The sequence below is a fragment of the Desulfosporosinus sp. BICA1-9 genome, assembly GCF_000802135.1.
Genome location: NZ_JUEE01000116.1, coordinates 18,670 through 38,168, shown reverse-complemented (window position 1 = coordinate 38,168; position 19,499 = coordinate 18,670). Strand labels below are relative to the sequence as shown.

General features: G+C 44.2%; 18 protein-coding genes. 2 read left to right on the top strand and 16 right to left on the bottom strand.

What is annotated here, in order from left to right; genetic code table 11:
* From hcrA to JL57_RS14390, 15 genes are all read right to left on the bottom strand, one after another.
* Nucleotides 1-2,280: 4-hydroxybenzoyl-CoA reductase subunit alpha (gene hcrA, locus JL57_RS14460; protein WP_034142737.1), on the bottom strand; the 2,280-nt coding region annotated here is incomplete at its 3' end.
* Nucleotides 2,273-2,797, bottom strand: a complete 525-nt coding sequence (locus tag JL57_RS14455) for a (2Fe-2S)-binding protein (protein WP_291300107.1) — start codon at nt 2,795-2,797, stop codon at nt 2,273-2,275. The genes hcrA and JL57_RS14455, both read right to left, overlap by 8 nt.
* 16 nt (nt 2,798-2,813) lie before the next feature.
* Nucleotides 2,814-3,683 (bottom strand): xanthine dehydrogenase family protein subunit M, encoded by an 870-nt coding sequence (locus JL57_RS14450; RefSeq protein ID WP_034142736.1) that lies wholly within the window; start codon nt 3,681-3,683, stop codon nt 2,814-2,816.
* A 392-nt stretch (nt 3,684-4,075) separates the two neighbouring features.
* Entirely contained in the window at nt 4,076-4,846 is a 771-nt protein-coding gene (locus JL57_RS14445; protein ID WP_034142735.1) for an IclR family transcriptional regulator, read from the bottom strand.
* A 39-nt stretch (nt 4,847-4,885) separates the two neighbouring features.
* Nucleotides 4,886-5,326 (bottom strand): DNA-directed RNA polymerase subunit delta, encoded by a 441-nt coding sequence (gene rpoE, locus JL57_RS14440; protein WP_034142734.1) that lies wholly within the window; start codon nt 5,324-5,326, stop codon nt 4,886-4,888.
* A 64-nt stretch (nt 5,327-5,390) separates the two neighbouring features.
* Nucleotides 5,391-7,073 carry an arginine--tRNA ligase gene (gene argS / locus JL57_RS14435; RefSeq protein WP_034142733.1) on the bottom strand — a complete coding sequence of 561 codons (1,683 nt, stop codon included), beginning with the start codon at nt 7,071-7,073 and terminating at the stop codon, nt 5,391-5,393.
* Nucleotides 7,070-7,507 (bottom strand): DUF1934 domain-containing protein, encoded by a 438-nt coding sequence (locus JL57_RS14430; RefSeq protein WP_034142732.1) that lies wholly within the window; start codon nt 7,505-7,507, stop codon nt 7,070-7,072. The genes argS and JL57_RS14430 overlap by 4 nt, the downstream gene beginning before the upstream one ends.
* A 316-nt stretch (nt 7,508-7,823) precedes the next feature.
* On the bottom strand, nt 7,824-8,459 hold the full coding sequence (locus JL57_RS14425) for a pyridoxal phosphate-dependent aminotransferase (protein WP_291300109.1): 636 nt from the start codon (nt 8,457-8,459) through the stop codon (nt 7,824-7,826).
* A gap of 345 nt (nt 8,460-8,804) precedes the next feature.
* Complete coding sequence (locus tag JL57_RS14420) at nt 8,805-10,166, bottom strand: PepSY1/2 domain-containing protein (RefSeq protein WP_034142730.1); 1,362 nt, start codon at nt 10,164-10,166, stop codon at nt 8,805-8,807.
* 12 nt (nt 10,167-10,178) lie between these two features.
* Nucleotides 10,179-10,871: a spore cortex-lytic enzyme gene (gene sleB, locus JL57_RS14415; RefSeq protein ID WP_034142729.1), complete on the bottom strand. Its 693-nt coding sequence runs from the start codon at nt 10,869-10,871 to the stop codon at nt 10,179-10,181.
* Between the two features lie 170 nt (nt 10,872-11,041).
* Entirely contained in the window at nt 11,042-11,521 is a 480-nt protein-coding gene (locus JL57_RS34480) for a hypothetical protein (protein WP_291300106.1), read from the bottom strand.
* Between the two features lie 68 nt (nt 11,522-11,589).
* Nucleotides 11,590-12,588, bottom strand: a complete 999-nt coding sequence (gene floA, locus JL57_RS14405) for a flotillin-like protein FloA (protein WP_034142728.1) — start codon at nt 12,586-12,588, stop codon at nt 11,590-11,592.
* A gap of 31 nt (nt 12,589-12,619) precedes the next feature.
* A complete protein-coding gene (locus tag JL57_RS14400; RefSeq protein ID WP_291300105.1) occupies nt 12,620-13,114 on the bottom strand; it encodes an NfeD family protein in 495 nt (164 codons plus the stop codon).
* Between the two features lie 26 nt (nt 13,115-13,140).
* Nucleotides 13,141-13,710, bottom strand: coding sequence for a DUF1836 domain-containing protein (locus tag JL57_RS14395; RefSeq protein ID WP_034142726.1), 570 nt, complete (start codon nt 13,708-13,710; stop codon nt 13,141-13,143).
* A 445-nt stretch (nt 13,711-14,155) separates the two neighbouring features.
* Nucleotides 14,156-15,307 carry a UDP-N-acetylglucosamine--LPS N-acetylglucosamine transferase gene (locus JL57_RS14390; protein ID WP_034142725.1) on the bottom strand — a complete coding sequence of 384 codons (1,152 nt, stop codon included), beginning with the start codon at nt 15,305-15,307 and terminating at the stop codon, nt 14,156-14,158.
* A gap of 680 nt (nt 15,308-15,987) precedes the next feature.
* On the opposite strand from JL57_RS14390, the gene ybaK reads away from it, so the two are divergent.
* Nucleotides 15,988-16,470 (top strand): Cys-tRNA(Pro) deacylase, encoded by a 483-nt coding sequence (gene ybaK, locus JL57_RS14385; RefSeq protein ID WP_034142724.1) that lies wholly within the window; start codon nt 15,988-15,990, stop codon nt 16,468-16,470.
* 103 nt (nt 16,471-16,573) lie between these two features.
* On the opposite strand, the gene JL57_RS14380 is transcribed toward ybaK, so the two are convergent.
* Complete coding sequence (locus tag JL57_RS14380; RefSeq protein ID WP_034142723.1) at nt 16,574-17,248, bottom strand: NlpC/P60 family protein; 675 nt, start codon at nt 17,246-17,248, stop codon at nt 16,574-16,576.
* Nucleotides 17,249-17,689: 441 nt separating this feature from the next.
* Here JL57_RS14380 and ilvD point away from each other — a divergent pair, with 441 nt between their 5' ends.
* Entirely contained in the window at nt 17,690-19,342 is a 1,653-nt protein-coding gene (ilvD, locus tag JL57_RS14375; protein ID WP_034142722.1) for a dihydroxy-acid dehydratase, read from the top strand.
* Nucleotides 19,343-19,499 lie beyond the last annotated feature (157 nt).

The window sequence follows — 19,499 nt, the reverse complement described above, 5'->3', positions numbered from 1 at the left end:
CTTTTCTTTCATAGCGCGCCAGACTTTTTCATAAGTGAGTGGCAAACTATTGATTCTCACACCCATGGCATCAAAGATGGCGTTCGAGAAACAACCCATGGTCGGATTGGTTGCTCCTTCACCGACTTCCTTTACCCCCCATGGTCCAGCCGGCTCATAGCTGTCGACTAATTCGGAATGAATCTGAGGCATGTCGAGGGCGGTAGGTAATCTATATTCGCCGAGATTGGGGTTAAGAATTCGTCCCTGATCATCAAACAAAACCTGTTCCCAGATCGACTCTCCCATGCCCATATACAGGGCTCCGTGTACTTGCCCGTGCAGAAGCATAGGGTTGATCACCTTTCCACAATCATGGACATCCCACACTTCTCGAACATCGATTTCACCCGTTTCCTCGTCGATTTGAACCTCGCTAATCTGAGCACAATAGCTATAAGCTGGCGAGGTACCCACTGCGGCTCCTTTGAATGTCCCCCCTAAGCGGGGAACAGAGTAGACTCCACGGCCTAAGAGAAGACCCCGTAGGACAAAGAAACGACGGGCCACTTCCTCAAAGGTTAGCGTGTTAGCCTTAGGACGAGATATTGAGAAAATAATCCCTTCCCGGCACTCTAGGTCTTCAGGCGGTAAGTTCATCAACGTGGAGGCCATGTCCAGTACCTGTTTTTTGATTTCCTCGCCTGCCCTCTTAACGGCCGTACCCGACATTAAGGTCTGACGGCTGGCATAGGCGCCAAAATCATGGGGCGTTGTTTCAGTATCAGCCGCAATGATCTTCATGTTTTCATAGCGGTATCCCATAGCCTCTGCCGCCATCTGACAAAGGACAGTATCTGACCCTTGGCCAATATCTGTCGCGCCGGTATAGAGTGTCGCCGCACTACCGTCCTCATTGACCTTGATCATGGCAGAGGCTTGAGGTAGGTCGGTCCGGTAAATGGGATAACCTGCACCCGAGACAAAACTTCCCGTGGCAATCCCAATACCCCTTCCCTGAGGTAAATTCCCTTTTTTCTCACGCCATCCTGAGATTTCACCCGCTTTTTCCAGACACGCTTTTAACTCACAAGAATTAATGATGAACTCATTCGCGGTCACCGTGTTGGGCCGGCGGGCGTTACGAAGTCGAATATCCAAAGGATCTATGCCTATCGCCTTGGCAATGTTATCTAAATGACTTTCAAAGGCATACTTGGGTTGGGGGGCTCCATGACCCCGTTGGGCCCCGCAGGCTGGCAGGTTCGTATAAACCCTATGCAAATCCCATTTGTAATTCTCAAATTCATACGTAAGGGTCAGCAGGGCACCGGCATAGTACGCACTGGCGATCCCCAAGCTGGTGTAAGCCCCGCCGTCCATCACGAAGTTGGCATATACCCCGAGCAGTTTACCGTCTTTATCAACCCCAGAGGTCATTTCCATGTACTCCCTATGCCGGCCACGATTATGGGCAAACATTTCATGCCGGTCATAGAAGGTTTTGACCGGACGACCGGTTAGTTTGGAGAGCACAGCCCCGGCAAACTCCAGGCCCGTCGGTTCTAGTTTCCCACCGAAGCCTCCCCCAACGTAGGTCTTTATAATCCGGACATCCCCCATTTTTAGCCCGAACTCCCGGGCAATGTAGTGTTGGAAATAATGGGGCGACTGAGTACTGGAGTAAATCGTCAGCTTGTTATCTTTCCAAATGGAAACGGCCGAATGCGGTTCAATGGGCGACTGGTAGGTGCGCTGTCCCACAAAGTAATCGGTTCGGACATAGTACGCCTCAGCAAACGCTTTATCTACGTCACCGAAATTTTGATGAATTTCAGTATTGATATTGCGGGGATACTCTTCGTGGACCTGCGGAGCTCCTTCGTCCATCGCATGCAGTGGATCAAGCACGGCGGGTAAGACCTCGTACTCTACTTTAATTAATTTCAAGGCCTTATAGCAGGTTTCCTCATCAATGCATGCGACAGCTGCCACTTTGTCACCGACAAAACGAACCTTGTCACTGCAAAAGATGTTTTCATCCCAACGAGCTGGACTAATCCCATATTTAAGGGTGGGTACGTCCTTATGCGTAATAACGGCTTTTACACCCGGCAATTTTTCAGCCTCCGCCGTATCAATACTTAAGATCTTGGCATGAGCATAAGGACTGCCTAATAGTTTCCCAAACAGCATATTCGGGAATTTTAAGTCACCTGTATATTTTGCGGCTCCAGTGACTTTTTCCCGACCATCGATTTTAGGCACGCTTTTGCCGATGACTGCATAATCATCAATCATGGCTTATCACCTCATTTTCATTCGATTCTTCTGAGGCTTTGAGAACCGCCTTCACAATGTTCACAAAGCCAGTACATCGGCAAAGGTTACCAGCAATCGCTTCACGGACTTCATGCTCATTGGGATGGGGATTTCTAGTTAACAAAGCCTTGGCCGAAAGCACCATTCCTGGGGTACAATATCCACATTGAATTGCTCCATTATTAATAAACGATTCCTGAACTTTATCTAACTCAGAACTCTCAGAGATTCCTTCAATCGTTGTAATGGTTCGTCCGTCTGCCTCGATGGCCAAGATCATGCATGAATTAACGGGTTTGCTATCGAGGAGAACCGTGCATGAACCACAATTGCCAAGTTCACAGCCTTTTTTGGTCCCAGTAAGATCGAGTTCATCTCGCAAGACATTAACCAGCATTGTGTTCGCTTTAACGACCCGTGTATAATCATCCCCGTTGACATTTAGGGTGATCATATAATGTTTTATACCCTCTTTATCCGTAATAACCTGTGACATTCTTTCCCCTCCTTCCTTATACATGCCCCTCGTTGATGGCCTTACGCAACGCTCGCCTGGTAAAAACGCGGACTAGGTCACGACGATATTCCGCCGAACCCCGAAGATCAGAAATGGGTTTGCTTTCACTTGCCGCAATCACCCCTGCTTCGGCTAGTAGCTCATCACAAATGGTTTTTCCGCGCAGAAAGTTCTCCGTTTCTCGGGCACGCATGGGGATGGGTGCAGCAGCTCCAATAGCGATACGCACGTCTTGAAGCGTTTCTCCCGTTACGGTGACGGCAACGGCTAGGCCAACGACGGCTAAAGCCCCCGATCGACGCAACCCGAATTTAAGATACGTACTACCCGTGGTGGGTTGATCAGGAATCACGATTTCTGTTAAAATCTCATCCGGGGCGATCAACGTCTTAACCGGACCTAGGAAGAACTCTTCCAAGAGCATGGTTCGTTCGCCGTTGCTTCCGACGAGCTTAATGGTCGCCCCCAAGGCGATTAAAATTGGAGGTAGGTCAGCCGACGGCACTGCATTACAAAGATTTCCACCGACGGTGCCGATATTGCGGATTTGGTTGGCTGCCATATGATGCGCAGCTTCTGAAATGGAAAGGTATTTTTCATTTAAAAGGCTAGAATTAACGAGGTCATTGTGAGTGGCTCTTGCCCCAATGACGACCCCTTTTCCTGCAACATACTCAATTTTTGTCAGCTCGTCTAATTTCTTTAGGGAAACTAGAATTTCAGGGCTGAGCAGTCCACTTTTCATTTTAGAAATAATGTCCGTCCCGCCGGATAAGACCTTGGCTTTGGAACCAAAACGAGCGAGCGCTTCGCAGGCCTCTGCTAGACTATCCGGCATATAATAATCAAAATCAGGTAGGTACATTCAAATCCCTCCTTAAAATTAAGAAATTAGGTTTCGTTCATAACTCAATCAAAAAAGTTAGCTTGTGATTTTGTTTCCCATAGGAAACAGTCGTTCTCTCCTTTATACTATTTTAACATGCAGGCAAAACAAATACTATATCTTATAACGAACAGTCGAATTTCCCCTGTGAATAGTTCGATTTTGCTTCCCAAAAGACGAAATCAACTATTCATACAAAAATCTGACCCAGAATATTCCAATAAGCAGCTTTTGCTTCTCAACAGATCTTGTTTCAGAAATTATATACAATAAAAGTTATTGTTTGAGCTAAAAAACAACAGAAATACCCCCGCTTGAAAAAGACGGGGGTATTTCTATTGTTTGTATGAATTCTGAAGCTCAATATCAAGCTAACCAATTATGCGGGTTATTTGTTTAGCGGATTCCATGGCAGCCACTGCAGCTTGTTGCATCCTGTCCTTCGTAAAGGAATTACTGAATCCTACAATCCATATCGCGCCTAATAATGTGCCACGGATATCAACTAACGGCACGCTAACAGCATTAACGCCATGAATATATTCTTCAAAATCAGTGGCATAGCCCTGTTTTCGTACTTGCTTAAGATCAGCCAGATAGTCTTCAATATTATTTATCGTTTTATTAGTGAACTTTGGTAGTACCTTTTCTGTGATTATCCTTCTCTGAATCGTTTCATCTAAATTTGCCAAAAAGGATTTTGCTGCTGATCCAGAAAAGAAAGGAAGTCTAGTCCCTACAGGAGCCGATATCTTTAAATCTTCCGGGCTATCAACCTTTTCAATAATTGTTATCCCGTACTCATCAAAACAGCCCAAGAAGACCGTCCCAGCGAAATCCTGGGCTAATTTCATCATAAAGGAACGTGCAATATCCTTTAAACTGACCGAAGCTAACGACTGATTACTGAGCTGAATCAAAGCAGGTCCCAGCCTGAATTTCTTAGTTGATTCATCCTGACGTAATACACCTAAATCGAGGAAAGCCTGAGTAACACCGTAAACAGTGCTTTTATTAAAATTTAATTGTCTCGAAATATCGCTAACTCCTAAAGTCCCTTGAGCTTTAGCAACTTCTTTTAAAATCGCAAACGATTTATAGACCATTGGAGCACTGTAACTGTTACTCTCTTTTGGAGACATGTTCATCACCAGTAGACCTTTCCATTAGATATACTATGACTACCATTTTTCCCCGCGTTGCCCCTCATCCGCTTCATCGAATATTTCGTCTGTGTCAGATCCATCTTCGTCCAAGGAATCCTCTTCTTGTTCTTCTGAGTCTGTCTTGTCTTCCTCATCGACTGATGCTTTGTTTATCAAGGTTACTGAAGGCGACCGACGGTTAACCTTCGAAGGTTCCCAGACTTTCAGACCCCATTCCCCTCTCCCGAGAAACGTAAACCGTGTGTCAAGATTAATCTGGGTAAGTGCAGCCGCAATCCGTATTGCCTCTTGGGAAATCCCTAAACGTTGCAGTACTACTTCAATTAAATTTTGATAATGCATGGGGTTACCTTGAGCCTTCAGTACTTCATAAGCTATATCTGCTTCGGTTGGTTTGTCTTTTTTGCTCAAAGAGTGGGTCAAAACTCCACCGCCCTTCGTCGTTTTGAATATCACTATATTCGGCCCACCCCTAAATATTTCCTGCTTATCGTTTGTTTAAACATTATTTAAACCTAATTTACATTCTTTCAGGTGCTGATACGCCTAAAATGTCCAATACATTACTAACAATTTGTTTTACCGCCCGTACTAAGCTCAAACGAGCCCGTCTTAGCCCCTCATCCTCAACAAGGACTCTCTGGCTGTTATAGAACGTATGGAAGAGACCCGCCAAGTCAAGCACATACCGTGCTAAACGATGGGGTTCCATTAAACGTGCCGCGATGATGACCTCGCTCGGTAAGTCAGCCATTTTCTTGAGAAGATCCCGCTCTTCTGTGCTGTCTAAGCGTTGTAATTCCTTTTCGGAGGCAGGGGTTGTAGTATCACCCAGTTCTTCGGCTTGCCGCAGAATACTACATAATCTGGCATGTGCATATTGCACATAGTAAACTGGGTTATCCGATGACTGCGCTCTTGCTAGATCCATATCAAAATCCACGGTAGAGTCTGGGTCTCGTAAATTAAAGAAAAAACGCGCCGCATCCTTGCCAACTTCGTCCATTAACTCCCGTAACGTAATATACTGACCAGAGCGTTTGGACATTTTCACAACTTCGCCATTTTGGATCAAGCGCACAAGTTGCATTAAGATGACTTGAAGATTATCTGCGTCATGGCCTAAGGCGGTCATCGCTCCTTTCATCCGAGCGACATGTCCATGATGATCCGCTCCCCAAATATTGATTACTCGATTAAATCCTCGCTCGAACTTATTGCGGTGGTACGCAATATCTGCAGCAAAATAGGTCGGTGCTCCATTGCTCCTAATGACCACTTCATCCTTTTCATCCCCAAATAATGTGGATTTAAGCCAGTGTGCACCTTCGCTTTCGTAAATATACCCTTTTTTCTCGAGTTCTTCCATAGTTAAACGAACGGCCCCTGAATCATGGAGGGATTGTTCGTTAAACCAAACATCATATTTGACCCCAAAATCCTCCAGCGTTTCCCGGATATTCCTCATTTTTTCATCTAGGGCATATCTCACCAAAAACTCACGTCTTAAGCCCGATTCAACAGAAAGGTACTTATCCCCTACTTTGGCAATCAGGCCTTTTACTGTATCGATCAAATCCTCACCATGATATCCGCCTTCTGGGAAAGCCGCGTCTTGACCTAGTTGTTGTAAATATCTAGACTCTAGCGATAAGGCAAAATTATGTATTTGATTTCCCGCATCGTTAATATAAAATTCGCGGGAGACTTCATACCCAGCCATTGTTAGTAATGAGGCAAGGCTGTCTCCTAGTGCTGCCCCACGGGCATTGCCCATGTGAAGCAACCCTGTAGGGTTTGCGCTCACAAATTCCACTTGTATCTTTTGGCCTTTGCCAATATCTACTTGCCCATAGTTTTTACCGGCCTTTAATACCTCATCGATAACGCCCGTAAGCCAGAGCGGATTCAAGCGCAAGTTAATAAATCCTGCTCCAGCAATTTCAGACGCTTCTATCCATGTCTCCGTTTTGTCAAGATGTTTAATGAGAGTATTAGCTATATCCCGCGGAGAACGTTTGGCTTGTTTAGCCAATACCATCGCCAGATTTGTCGCTAAATCACCGTGTTGTCTTTCTCTAGGTTCTTCTAAGACAAACGTGGGCAATTCTTCGAAGTTTAACTCCCCTGCGGCTTTCGCTGTATTAGATGCTTGTACCAGATTATCCATTATTTTTACTTTTATGTTCTCGTAGAGACTCATTCGGGGATGTCCTCCTTTATGTTTAGCAACAATTCATTATGGCTGACCAATTTATCCTCGACAAAAAGGTCATATTCTAGACTAATACGTCCCCCACGGACTGTCAAGTCATACTCTACGCAGTGCGGTAAAACGCTCAGCAGAATCTTCCCGTAACAAGTAGTATAAACACTACGATTAAGGACACCCTTTCTATACTCTTGGGATAGCTCGACCGCGCCTTTACGATTTAAGGCGACCGCCCCTTCTTTCAGGGTTAATAAGGTGGTCACTTCTTCAAGTCCCATACTATTATTTCCTGATTCTTTATATAGCACATAGAATGCACCGTTTCGCTCATAAATAATACCTTCAGCACTCAATTCTTGCTGGTCTTCGTGTCCTTCAGGGTATTTTTGCTTTCCGTGAATAAAAATGGTCGCCTTTTTGCGCATAGGTTGCTCCTTTCGGGAGGGAGGAAGTGTCTTGGCCCGTTCGCACAACGTTCCATTGCTATTCGCTTGTCGCTCAGGCTAAAACTCAAAACCTCTGGGCTTTCTGCATGTGAACCGTTGAGTTTCTTAACGCCTGATCGACTACGCTCATTGACGCAATTCCACTAATCGTGCTCTCTAAGCCAAGAAACTTTCTCTGGCTTGGGGTCGACGGGAGTTTAGAACGACGTTAAGACACTCTGGGAGCTGTTTGCGTCTTTGACGCAAATTCGCGCCATGCAAGTTAGGGACGGTTCTTGACTTGCATCTGAAGTATCTATAATTCCTTAAAGTAATCCCCAAGGATTGCTAGGCCGGCTTCGAGTTCACTCGTATTCCCTCCGAAGCCTAGGCGGAAGTGACCTTCTTCGCCGAAAAAAATTCCTGGTGCTACAAGGACCCCTAGCTTATGTAAATCCCACGCTAATTGTTCTGAGGAAATTTTCTGAGAGTAGCCTATCCAAGCGACTACCCCTGACTCTGGTTTTTGCCATCTAAGGTTAGGGTTATTTTTAATCATGTTTTCTAGTAGCGTAATATTTTTCTGGCGCAGTTGTCGATTGCGTTCCCAAATCTTAGTGCGATGCTTTAGTGCTGTTAGGGCTAAGTGTTGTCCTATCACAGGTGAGCACAGCGACGTGTAATCGCGCTTTTCAGCGCAGCGCTCAATGATCTCTGGAGGTCCTACTATCCAGCCTACTCTAAGACCCGCTAAGCCATAGGCTTTGGACATGCTTCCGATGCTGACTGCTTGAGAAGAGTATTCCCACATAGAGGGCAGAATTGTATCACTGAGTTCCCGATAGACTTCATCAGCAATGAGTAAAATTCCTCGTTCAGAACACAAATTGGCAATTCGCCTCATTTCGTCTGGAGAGAATTCAAACCCGGTCGGATTATGGGGAGTATTCAGTAACTTTCATCAGACACCCCCCTACTCTTTGAACAGGATTATGTAATATAAGGTGCCTATTCTCGCTAACCCGAACAAACTCCTTTTTTATACTAGGCAGATATTAAAACTTTCTGGAAGGTTCATGGCGGTGTTCTAATCTCGAACGCCCTTTTTCGGGTCTGGCCAGCCCTTGGTACCAACCAAATCTTCTTTACTCTGATTATTTTCTAATCTCATATTCAAGAGCGAGAGGGACACTTCCCTCTCGCTTATTCCGTGCCTAACTGTAAGTATAGTACAGATAGTACAGCATGTTTTAGTTTTTAGAGGCGCTCGTTACTTTTTACTTTTTAATTTTGCTTTTTACTTGAGATATTCCCCACGCGGTGTCTTAATGATTCTTCGGATATTCTCTTCAACACCCGTTGCAGCATTTAGGTATAAGAGATATTCCTCGCCCTGATATCGACCTCGGAACTCATAACAATAAATTTCTTGATTTCCACTCTTAACAATGACCGCCAAGCGACTCTCGACGACCTGAAAATTCGGCCGCAACTTGCGCAAGACTTGATCCATGGTAAGTTTCTTGGGGAAGGTTCGGGAATGATGGAATGCGTAATAGGGTACTGTATCTAATCCAACAAGTTTACCGTTGTCTAAAGCGATCATAAGACGCACTTTATCAGGGTAAATTCTTACCCCATTTTCTTCAACGACTGCATCAAATTGAACATAAGAACCGAAATCCTCACTTGAAGTAATCACCAGTTGCCAGCCTAAACTTTGTAAAGCAGCATTGGCCTTTTTGGCAGCCTCCTCGATACTTATAGTTCTTGGTTCAATAGAGCGTTGATCGCGAAATAGGGTTATAACACCACCTTGGCGGCTTACTTCCATATAAGCTTCATTAATCTTCCACTTATATCCGCCAAGCTCACCCTGAGTCTCTCCATCTAATTCTGGCGTTGTATTGGCATAACCAATTTTGCTTAAAAAATCTCGTACCTTAGCAAGGGCCTGATCGCGGGTTACTTCCCCTGCTGGGAGACCTAAGGGTTTTTCTACAACCCGTGTAGCGTATTCTCCAGTATACGAAAATGGCGGAAGCTTCTGCAAGCTCGCATCCAACTGGTCCAGTCCAGAACGTACTGATTTTGAAAGGGTTTCACTGCCATCCGCGGACGCTTCTGCAACTTGTGTTCCAAAACCGAGCCGTTGCTTTATGCTAGGCGCTGGATCTGTCCAAACCAGATTTTCTGTATCTATTCTAGTGATCAAATCTTGCACTTTTTGATTGACTGGCATCAGCCGCTCATGCATATCTCTTAAGGTCTTTTCTTCCTCTGTAGTCATTGTTCCTCCACCGGCAATCCTCTGGGCTAAAGTCTTGGCAAAATCACCGGATTGTGTTAAAAACTGACCTACATAACTCAGCCCAGCTTGCTCGGCAGGAATTTGAGCAAAATCTTTAAGGGCTGAATCACTTTTACTTGAGACTTGACTTAAGTAGAGGATCTTTTGAGCTGGGTTGCTGGCAACATCTCCTTTGGCCAGATCTGTCTCTAACTGGTCAAGGTGACTTGCAAAATCCGTCAATGCTCGTCGATTATTATTTTCGTCAGCAAGACGATATTTTTCTGCCTGACGGTATTCACTCACACCCCAGCCTAATGAAATTACAAAAGCTAGTGTTAAAGCACCGATCCAAACTTTCCTGTGCATGCCTGTCCCCCCCTACTTCGTAAAAATGTGATTCCCAATTTGTTTAATTTGAGGCCTTGACCAAATGAATTTGTTTTTCGTCTTGGCTGGAGCAAAAAAGAAAAGTGCTCCTCCTGAAGGATCTGATCCATTTATTGCCTCTTGGGCAGCCCGAATTGCGGATGCCGAAGGGGGTAAGTTAATTTGTCCATCATCCACGCTGGAAAAAGCTCTAGGCTGATAAACGATGTCAGCGATGGTTTTAGGGAATGCGGGATCTGCAATTCGATTGAGAATCACCGCAGCTACCGCAACCTGACCTATATAGGGTTCCCCTCTGGCCTCTGCATTGACTGTACGAGCTAAAAGGTTAGTGTCAGTGTTTTTATAACCCACAGCTTTTCCCGTAGCATTTGTGCTCTGCCCTGTAAGGCGTTTCAATTCCTTAATAGTTTGTGTTCCTGCCAACCCATCTACTCTTAATCCGTGTTCCTTTTGGAAACGTCGAACTGCCGCCTCTGTTTTGGAGCCGAACTTTCCGTCAGCTTTCCCGAGAGTATAACCCAACTGTATTAACTTCTTTTGCAGCTCAATTACTTCTGAGCCTTTGCTTCCCCTACCGAGCAACCGATCCCCTAAAGCCGCATAGGCAAACCCGGACAGAGCAATGCTGGCAATTAGTCCGATGGCGATTACTAACGCCCAAGGTCTAATGTGAACTTTCATACCCTCACCTCACTTTGTTTAATGCATCCTTAGTGTGGCAAAAGTTCTTAGAAATTATCCAACATTATCCTCGATATACAAAAATAAATAGAAACCACAGGATTTATCCTGTGGTTTCTATCGTAACGCTTTGCGTTCAATAGGGTAAGTACCCCTCTGCCTTAAAGCCTCTATAAGCGAGGTCCCCTGAAAGGTCGCAAAGCTCTTGGCTTTCCTAAAATTTCTGCCCACATAACCCCTTGGACAAGTTCTCTTTTCGTCAGTGCAAGAGAAGCGCCACATAAACCTGTGGGATTCCTGGTCCATTTCTCACTGGGAGTCTCTTCAGCACTCTTATAAGCCTCTCTTCCAAGTATTCCTACATAGTCACTGGTTCCCTCGACTCCTTGGGTTCCTTCGACTCCTTGGGTTCCCTCGATTCCCTGGGTACCTTCTGTTTCTACATAATATTCCTTGTTTTCCTCAAAACCCATAGGTTTATTCGATTCCACGGCTCCAGCTTGGTAAGGACCATTTTCCAAGGCCTGCTTGAGCTGATCCCGCCATGACCCTTGGGACGCTCCCTGAATAGCCTCTTTAATAGAACGACCATCGGGAAGTTTAAATGGATCGGGAAAACCTCCCGGAGTTTGTTGCTTACCCTTCTTCATAAGAGAGACACCCACCTGGTAAATGACCCAAATGATAATTACAACTGTGAAGACCGACATGATCTCACCTACTTCTTCATTAGGCTATCAGTGCCTGATTCCGTTTTACCAGTCTGGGCAATGTTTCCTCTCATCTGGGTGTCCGATATAATATTTTGCATGTTGAAATAATCCATGACGCCCAGTTTGCCTTCACGCAAAGCCTGTGCCATCGCTCGAGGTACTTCGGCTTCTGCTTCAACAACCTTGGCTCGCATCTCTTCAACCGATGCCTTCATTTCTTGTTCCTTCGCGACGGCCATAGCGCGGCGTTCCTCTGCCTTGGCTTGAGCAATACGCTTATCTGCTTCGGCTTGGTCCATCTGAAGCTGCGCTCCGATGTTTTTACCGACATCGACATCCGCCATATCAATCGATAAGATTTCGAACGCAGTCCCCGCATCCAATCCTTTGGCTAATACCGTTTGAGAAATCAACTCCGGCTTTTCTAAGACGGCTTTATGGGATACTGAAGACCCGATACTCGTGACAATTCCTTCTCCAACACGAGCGATAACTGTTTCTTCACCTGCACCACCGACAAGTCGGTCAATATTGGCTCGTACCGTGACCTTGGCTTTAACCCTAAGTTCAATCCCATTTTGCGCTACAGCAGAAACAACCGGAGTTTCAATGACTTTGGGGTTAACTGACATTTGGACGGCTTGAAGAACATCTCGGCCTGCTAGATCAATAGCTGCAGCCCGCTCAAACTGAAGCGGAATAGCTGCTCGTTCAGCGGCAATTAAGGCATTGACTACTCTGTCGACATTTCCGCCTGCCAGATAGTGGGCTTCAAGCTGGTCTGTTGTAATCGGTAAACCTGCTTTATGTCCTTTAATCAAAGGATTTACGATTTTTGACGGAACCACCCGACGTAAACGCATACCAATCAGGTTGAAGATCCCGACGTTAACTCCTGCTGCTAATGCCGAAATCCAGAGCCCTACAGGGATAAAAGAAAGAATCACACTTAAAAGTACAAACCCCAGAAAAAGTATTACTAACGGCACAATTAATGTTTCCATTCAATGCTCGGCGTAACCGAGCTTCACCTCCTTATAATGTTTTTGTTTTTTCTTCCCTAACAATAATCCTAGTCCCTTCAACTGCTATTATTTTAATCCCAGTTCCATGTCCAATATACCCCCCTTCAGTAACAACATCTAAAATCTCACCATCAAAATCAGCCGTACCGGCTGGGCGCAACTGGGTAATCGATATCCCAGTTCGCCCTAGATACGTTTCATATTGAACTTTAGGAGCAACATATCCTCCCTTTAAGGTTTGACGTGTACTTAAAGAGAACTTCTGCCACAGTCGTCGAGTCCGAGGTGAACGAAAACTCCAGTAGGTGATGAGTCCTAAAACAATTAACGCACCTCCCGTGTAGAGCAAGCCTTCTAGCAAGGAGTCTGTTACTAAAAAGATTCCCGTGATTAAGGCTGCCATCCCCAGAATCCCGCTGACCCCAAAACCAGGGACAACGAACATTTCCAGCGCCAACAAAAAAACTCCGAGCAAAATCAGCGAAATAATTAAACCCTGCGGCACAACGATCTCCTCCTTCTTATCTAAATTTAATGGTCTAGATTATTTAACCACCGCTTAACTATCTGTTTATATAAATTGGCTCTCGCCAATAGATTTAGAATAACCAGCGTGATAGCTACTTTTTCCCGATCGGCCTCCGCCATTTCCTCTCCTGCTAGCGTTTCGTCGACTTCCTTCTCTAGATCCTGAAGAGACTTCTGCCAGTCCATTTGGGAACGATCAAAGATTTCACTATAGTAGCGATAAAGTTTAGTAGGATTAATTCGGTCATCCGAAGTATCTAAAAGGCTTTCGTTGACATAACCCAATAAATTGGATACTTCTTCCAATGAAACGATATCCCGTAAATCATTGATTAGTAAAATATTTGCGACTTGTTCGCGATTATACTTTTTCTTCTTTGGATTAGGTAAGTATTTGCGCCTAACCCAATTCTGAACATGAGTAGGATTGATATCGTTTTGACTTACCCGTTGAGCGACTTCAACCACCTGCGCGAGCATCATAGAGTCTAACTCTAGATAAGGCAAGGCTTTATGTTTAGGTTCCAAATGATTGAGCATATCACGAATCGCTTGCATATGCTTTGAATTCATACTCTCACCCACTTATTGTTATTATGCAAAAACTACTTAAAAAATAAAAACAAATTTACCAAATCTCTATGAACTCATTATATGATATTTATGATCACATGTCAACGTCACGGTTACTTTATTGTGTTAATATATGGCCCTTACTTTATTTTTTCTATTTTTGGTTTTTGAAATTCAAAGCGGTACCTTTCAACTACTCTCTCCCTTCGAATCCCTAACCGAGCTCCGAACCCTGCTCGAACTGCTAGATGTTAGCCACTGTGTTTTCAGAAGTAATCACGCCTCTAATTACCTGCCCCTCCGGGCCACGCTTCCTGATGACCGAACTAACCTTTTACAAACCCTCGATAGTGTGATAGAGAACCAGGCGCTTGAACGACTTCGTCCAGACTATTGGAGAGGACTCTAGGAAAGTAGTCGATAAAAAAAGGAAGCAAAGATTGAGTTACCAATTCTTTGCTTCTTTCTTATTGTCTAACACTATTTGAAGAATATCCTCGACAGCACGCTCCGTGGAATGACCGATTAAAGCGACGGAAGCTTTTTGGCGCATTATTTCTAGTTCCTTAGGATTCCTTAAAAAATGGCTTAAGTACTGTCCTAATTCAAATTCGTTCTCTGCTACAAGTCCTGCGCCGATACTTTGTACAAAATGAGCATTTTCTTCTTCTTGACCTGGAATAGGCTTGTAGATAAGCAAGGGCAAATGCTTCCTTAACGCCTCGGAAACTGTTAGACCACCTGCCTTAGTAATAATCAGATGGGAAACCGACATCAATTCTTCAACATTATGAACATATTCTAACCGTACTATTGGATTACGTGCCTGAGCGATCACTGTTTCCAAAGAGCGAAATAATTTCTCATTTTTCCCACAGACAACAATTACTTGGACTGGAACTAAAGAATCCGCCAGTTTCTTACAGATTCTTTTGGCACTTTTCAAAACTCCATATGATCCTCCCATCACTAAAAAAGTAGGGAGATCGTGCTTTAATCCTAACTTAGCAAGAATGTGCCCTCGATCTAAATCCGTTTCGAAACTTAGGCTTACTGGTATTCCCGTCACACGAATACTATGTGCTTTAATTCCCCAGGACAACAAACTCTCTTTAACCTCTTCACAGGACACAATGTAGCAATCGACGCCCGGATGGACCCAATGACTATGTACTGTATAATCCGTGATTATAGTGACAATCGGAATTTGCAGTAAGTTTTCGATCCTTAGTTGGGCTAGGATTGAGGAAACCGTTGGATAAGTACAGACAATAAAATCCGGTTTGAACTGGTCAATATACTCGAGGAAATTACTTCGCCCCAACCTGCTCAGCAGACGTTGACTCATCGATTTGGGTTGGACTTGAGCTGTTTTATAATAGAGTTTTCCCCAAAGTTTGGGAACATACTTGATTATCTCACTATATACACTTTTAATGATGGTGTTAATCGGTTTATTCAAGAAATCTCCAAAATCTAAGTGGATAATTTTTGCGGAAGGATCTTTAATTAGGATACCTTCAATAACAGCTTCCGCTGCCCGCAAATGCCCATTTCCGAACGAAGCGGAGAACACGAGAACCTTCAATTGTTCCAAAAACTGGCCCTCCCTCTCTTCGGCATAACTTTCCCTGACTACCCATTGTCAATACCTGGCTTACTTAATTATCCTGTAGGCTTTAACTTCTATTATAGGGATAACCCGCTAAAAAGAAAAGCAAAGGAAAGAAGAACTTCCTACCTCCAAAATTTCTAGTCTATCTAACGTCCATAACTTGAGTACTAATAGGTAGTACAGTTTTTTTCGCTTCGACCTTTTCAGACCTGTCATTTTATTCAAACTCCTCTTTCAGAAAAATAACAAAAAGCCATGATCCACAAGTCGTCTCAGGGACAACGAGGGGTTCCATGGCTTAATCAAGGTTAGGGGCAATATTCTCCCCATAAAAAAAGTCACGGAATCTTACGACCCCGTGGCTTTGCTAATCCAATTTAAAAAAGCTTAGCTGCTTCCACGAAGGCCGCAATCTTAAAATCAACGCTGCATCTAACGCGGGTAACTCTATCGTAAAAATTCTCATTATCCAACGACCTCCTTTCGAGCTAATTAACACTTTCACAGTATAAATCTTCACAAGCTCGTTTGTCAATACTTTCCTCCACTTATAAATAATGAAATATTAGAGGGAAATCTAATTCGGCGGAAGAGAGTTAATATGGTTTTTCTGCTCTAAAAGAGTTATTATAGATCAAGTTTAAAAGAGGAGGATTAATAAAATGTCTCTTAAAACAAACGCTGCTCGTATTCTTGATCAAAGTAAGATACCTTATGAACTAATAGAGTACCTCGTTGATGAATCCGATCTCTCTGCGATTAGCGTCGCCCAGAAGGTAGGACTGCCCATCGAGCAAGTTTATAAAACCTTAGTTGCTCGAGGAGATAAAACTGGAGTGATCGTCGCCTGTATCCCAGGAGACCATGAACTCCAACTCAAAGCTCTAGCCACACTTAGCAGAAATAAGAAAGTTGAAGTTGTCTCCCTTAAAGAAGTCCAACCGCTGACTGGGTATATACGAGGTGGAGTTTCCCCCATTGGAATGAAGAAACACTATCCTGTCTTTATAGACTCTGCCATCCATAGGCATGAAAGAATCTCCCTCAGTGCCGGATTACGTGGACTCCAGCTCTTTATGAGCCCTACCGATTTAATTACAGTGACTAGGGCACAATTAGGTGAAATTTCTAATCGGGTTATCTAGATAAATTGCTAAATAAAAAAGTGATTAGTCTGAGGATGAATAAAATCCTCAAAAACTAATCACTAAGATTTTCTTTATACCGTTCCAATGAATACTCTTCGACTTATAATACTCGTCTCGCTCCAACATAAACGGATTTCCAGTAAGGTCCGATGGTATAGACTGTAACCCCTTTAGACGACGAAGCATTGATAAATTGTCCACCGCCAAGATATATTCCATCATGATCGACGACACCGTTCCCAGCAAATGAGAAAAACACTAAATCGCCTGGTTGGAGATTTTCAAAAGCGACCCAAGACCCAACCGTGTATTGATCACGCGAAATCCTCGGTAAAGTAATCCCATTCTGACTAAACACATAGGAAACAAATCCAGAGCAGTCAAAACCAGTTTGGGGGGTCGATCCTCCCCATTGATACTTTACCCCAAGATATTGTTTCGAAGTGCTAAGAATATCCGAGATTTTTTTCTGACGCTGTTTTTCTAAAAAAACTCTATTAAGCGACTTTACAGTCATGGGACCAACAAGGCCATCCACAGTCAACCCATTAGCTTTTTGAAATGTCATAACTCCCTGTTTAGTCATATTACCAAATATACCATCCGCTTTGCCGACATTAAAGCCCACGTAATTAAGTTTTGTCTGTAACTCCACAACATCCGGTCCCCTAGACCCTAACTTCAGCAAAACATCCCCAAGCGATGCTTGAGCAGAAGTAGCAACGAAAAGTGTCATAAAAGCTAAAAAAAGCACAAGAACTATTTTGTTTTTCAATCTTTCTTTCTTCCTTTCTTTTAATTGTTTTTCATTTCAAATTACTGGTAGATATAATTATTTATTAAACGACCTTATAACCACCAATTACTTCATTATCGACAAAATATGCACAAGAGTATATGCTTAATATATGTTATCTCCTCCATATATTACCATCGACAAGAGGGGTAGTACTATGTCAGAAATTTGCATCCCTCAGAACATTACTATAAATATGACTATCTCTCATACTTCTCTTACGACATCTCCATATTATGGATATGTCCCATAATATACCTGCAGGTCCTATGCTTCATCATTCTTTTAGCGGCTTGACAGCCCTGCGCTATGTACTATAATAATGATAAAACTCGGACGCTTGTTATTTAAAATAGAAATTGAGTCAGAGTCGCTTCTAACTCATTGGTTTTAAGCGCCGGATAAAGGGGAGGAATCATATTGCGCAGTGATATTGTCAAAAAGGGTTCAACGAAAGCAGCTCATCGTGCCCTATTATATGCTATGGGCTATACCCCTGAAGATCTGGACAAGCCCCTGATTGGAATTGTCAATGGTTTTAACGAAATCATCCCTGGTCATGGACATCTTAAAGATTTAGCCCAATCCGCCAAACTAGGAGTATCAGCTGGGGGCGGGACTCCCATGGAAGTTCCCGCTATTGGAATATGTGACGGTATTGCTATGGGGCATAAAGGCATGAATTTTTCTTTGCCTAGTCGCGAACTCATTGCAGATTCCATCGAAGCTGTTGCTCAAGCACACGCCTTAGATGGACTGGTCCTAATCCCCAACTGTGACAAAATTGTCCCTGGCATGCTAATGGCTGCTGCTCGTCTCAATATTCCCTGTATTGTCGTCAGTGGCGGTCCTATGCTTGCTGGACGATATCAAGGAAAAGAAATCAGTGTTAGTCAGATGTTTGAAGCGGCTGGTCTTTACGAAAGTGGCAAGATCAGTGCACAAGAACTCGACGCCATGGAACAATCGGCCTGTCCAGGCTATGGCTCCTGTGCTGGCCTATTTACCGCCAATACTATGAACTGCTTAACTGAGGTTCTCGGTCTTGCCTTACCTGGCAATGGAACCATTCCAGCAGCTAACTCTGGGGCGCGGAAAATGTTAGCTAAACGATCTGGCTCATTAATCGTCGACCTCGTGAAAAGAGATATTAAACCTCGGGACATCTTGACCCAAAAAGTCTTTGAAAACGCTATAACCCTTGATATGGGGATCGGAGGCTCCTCCAACACGGTGTTACATCTCACAGCAATTGCTCATGCTGCCGGCTTGGAACTCCCACTCAGCCTCTTTGATACCATCAGTGCTAAGACTCCCTATATCACCAAATTAAGCCCTGGCGGTACTCACCATCTTCAAGATCTTAATGAAGCCGGCGGGATTAGTGCCGTAATGAAAGAACTTGCCAAAGCAGGTATTCTGCATACTGAAGTTCTAACAGTTTCTGGTCCGCTCAGAGATCGTTTGGAAAATGCTGAGATAACTCGCCCAGATGTCATTCATTCGATTGAAAACCCTTATCGGAAGACTGGAGGCATTGCTGTTCTAACCGGAAATCTAGCACCAGACACAGCAATCGTTAAAGAAAGTGCCGTGGAAAGTGATATGCTCGTGTTTGAAGGCCCAGCCCGCGTATTTAACTCTGAAGAAGAGGTACTCGAAGCTCTCTTAAACAAACAGGTTCATGATGGGGAAGTCTTGGTCATCCGCTATGAAGGTCCTAAAGGTGGACCAGGTATGAAAGAGATGCTCAATCCAACCGCCATCATTACAGGCATGGGCTTAAAAGTTGCTTTACTCACAGATGGTCGTTTCAGCGGTGCCACTCGCGGCGCATGTATCGGTCATATCTCTCCTGAAGCTATGGAAGGTGGCCCTATCGCCCTCGTGGAACCTGGTGACCTCATCTCTATCGACATCCCCAACCGTTCTCTTCAGTTGCTTGTTTCGGACGAAGAGCTGGAAAAACGTCGCCAGGCTTGGGTAAGGCCTGAACCCAAGGTAACTTCTGGCTATCTAGCTCGGTATGCCAAATTAGTAACTTCCGCAAATAAAGGCGCTGTTTTGATTTAAAAATGCTTTACAAGTAGAGGCCGGAGATCCGGCCTCTACTTTTTTTGACCGTTCAAAGCTAAACATAGACTACTTCAGATACGAAAGCCTCCAGAGACGACGGTCTCCGGTACGATAGTCTCCGGTGGAGAGTATCGCCGAAGCCGCGATCCGTAAA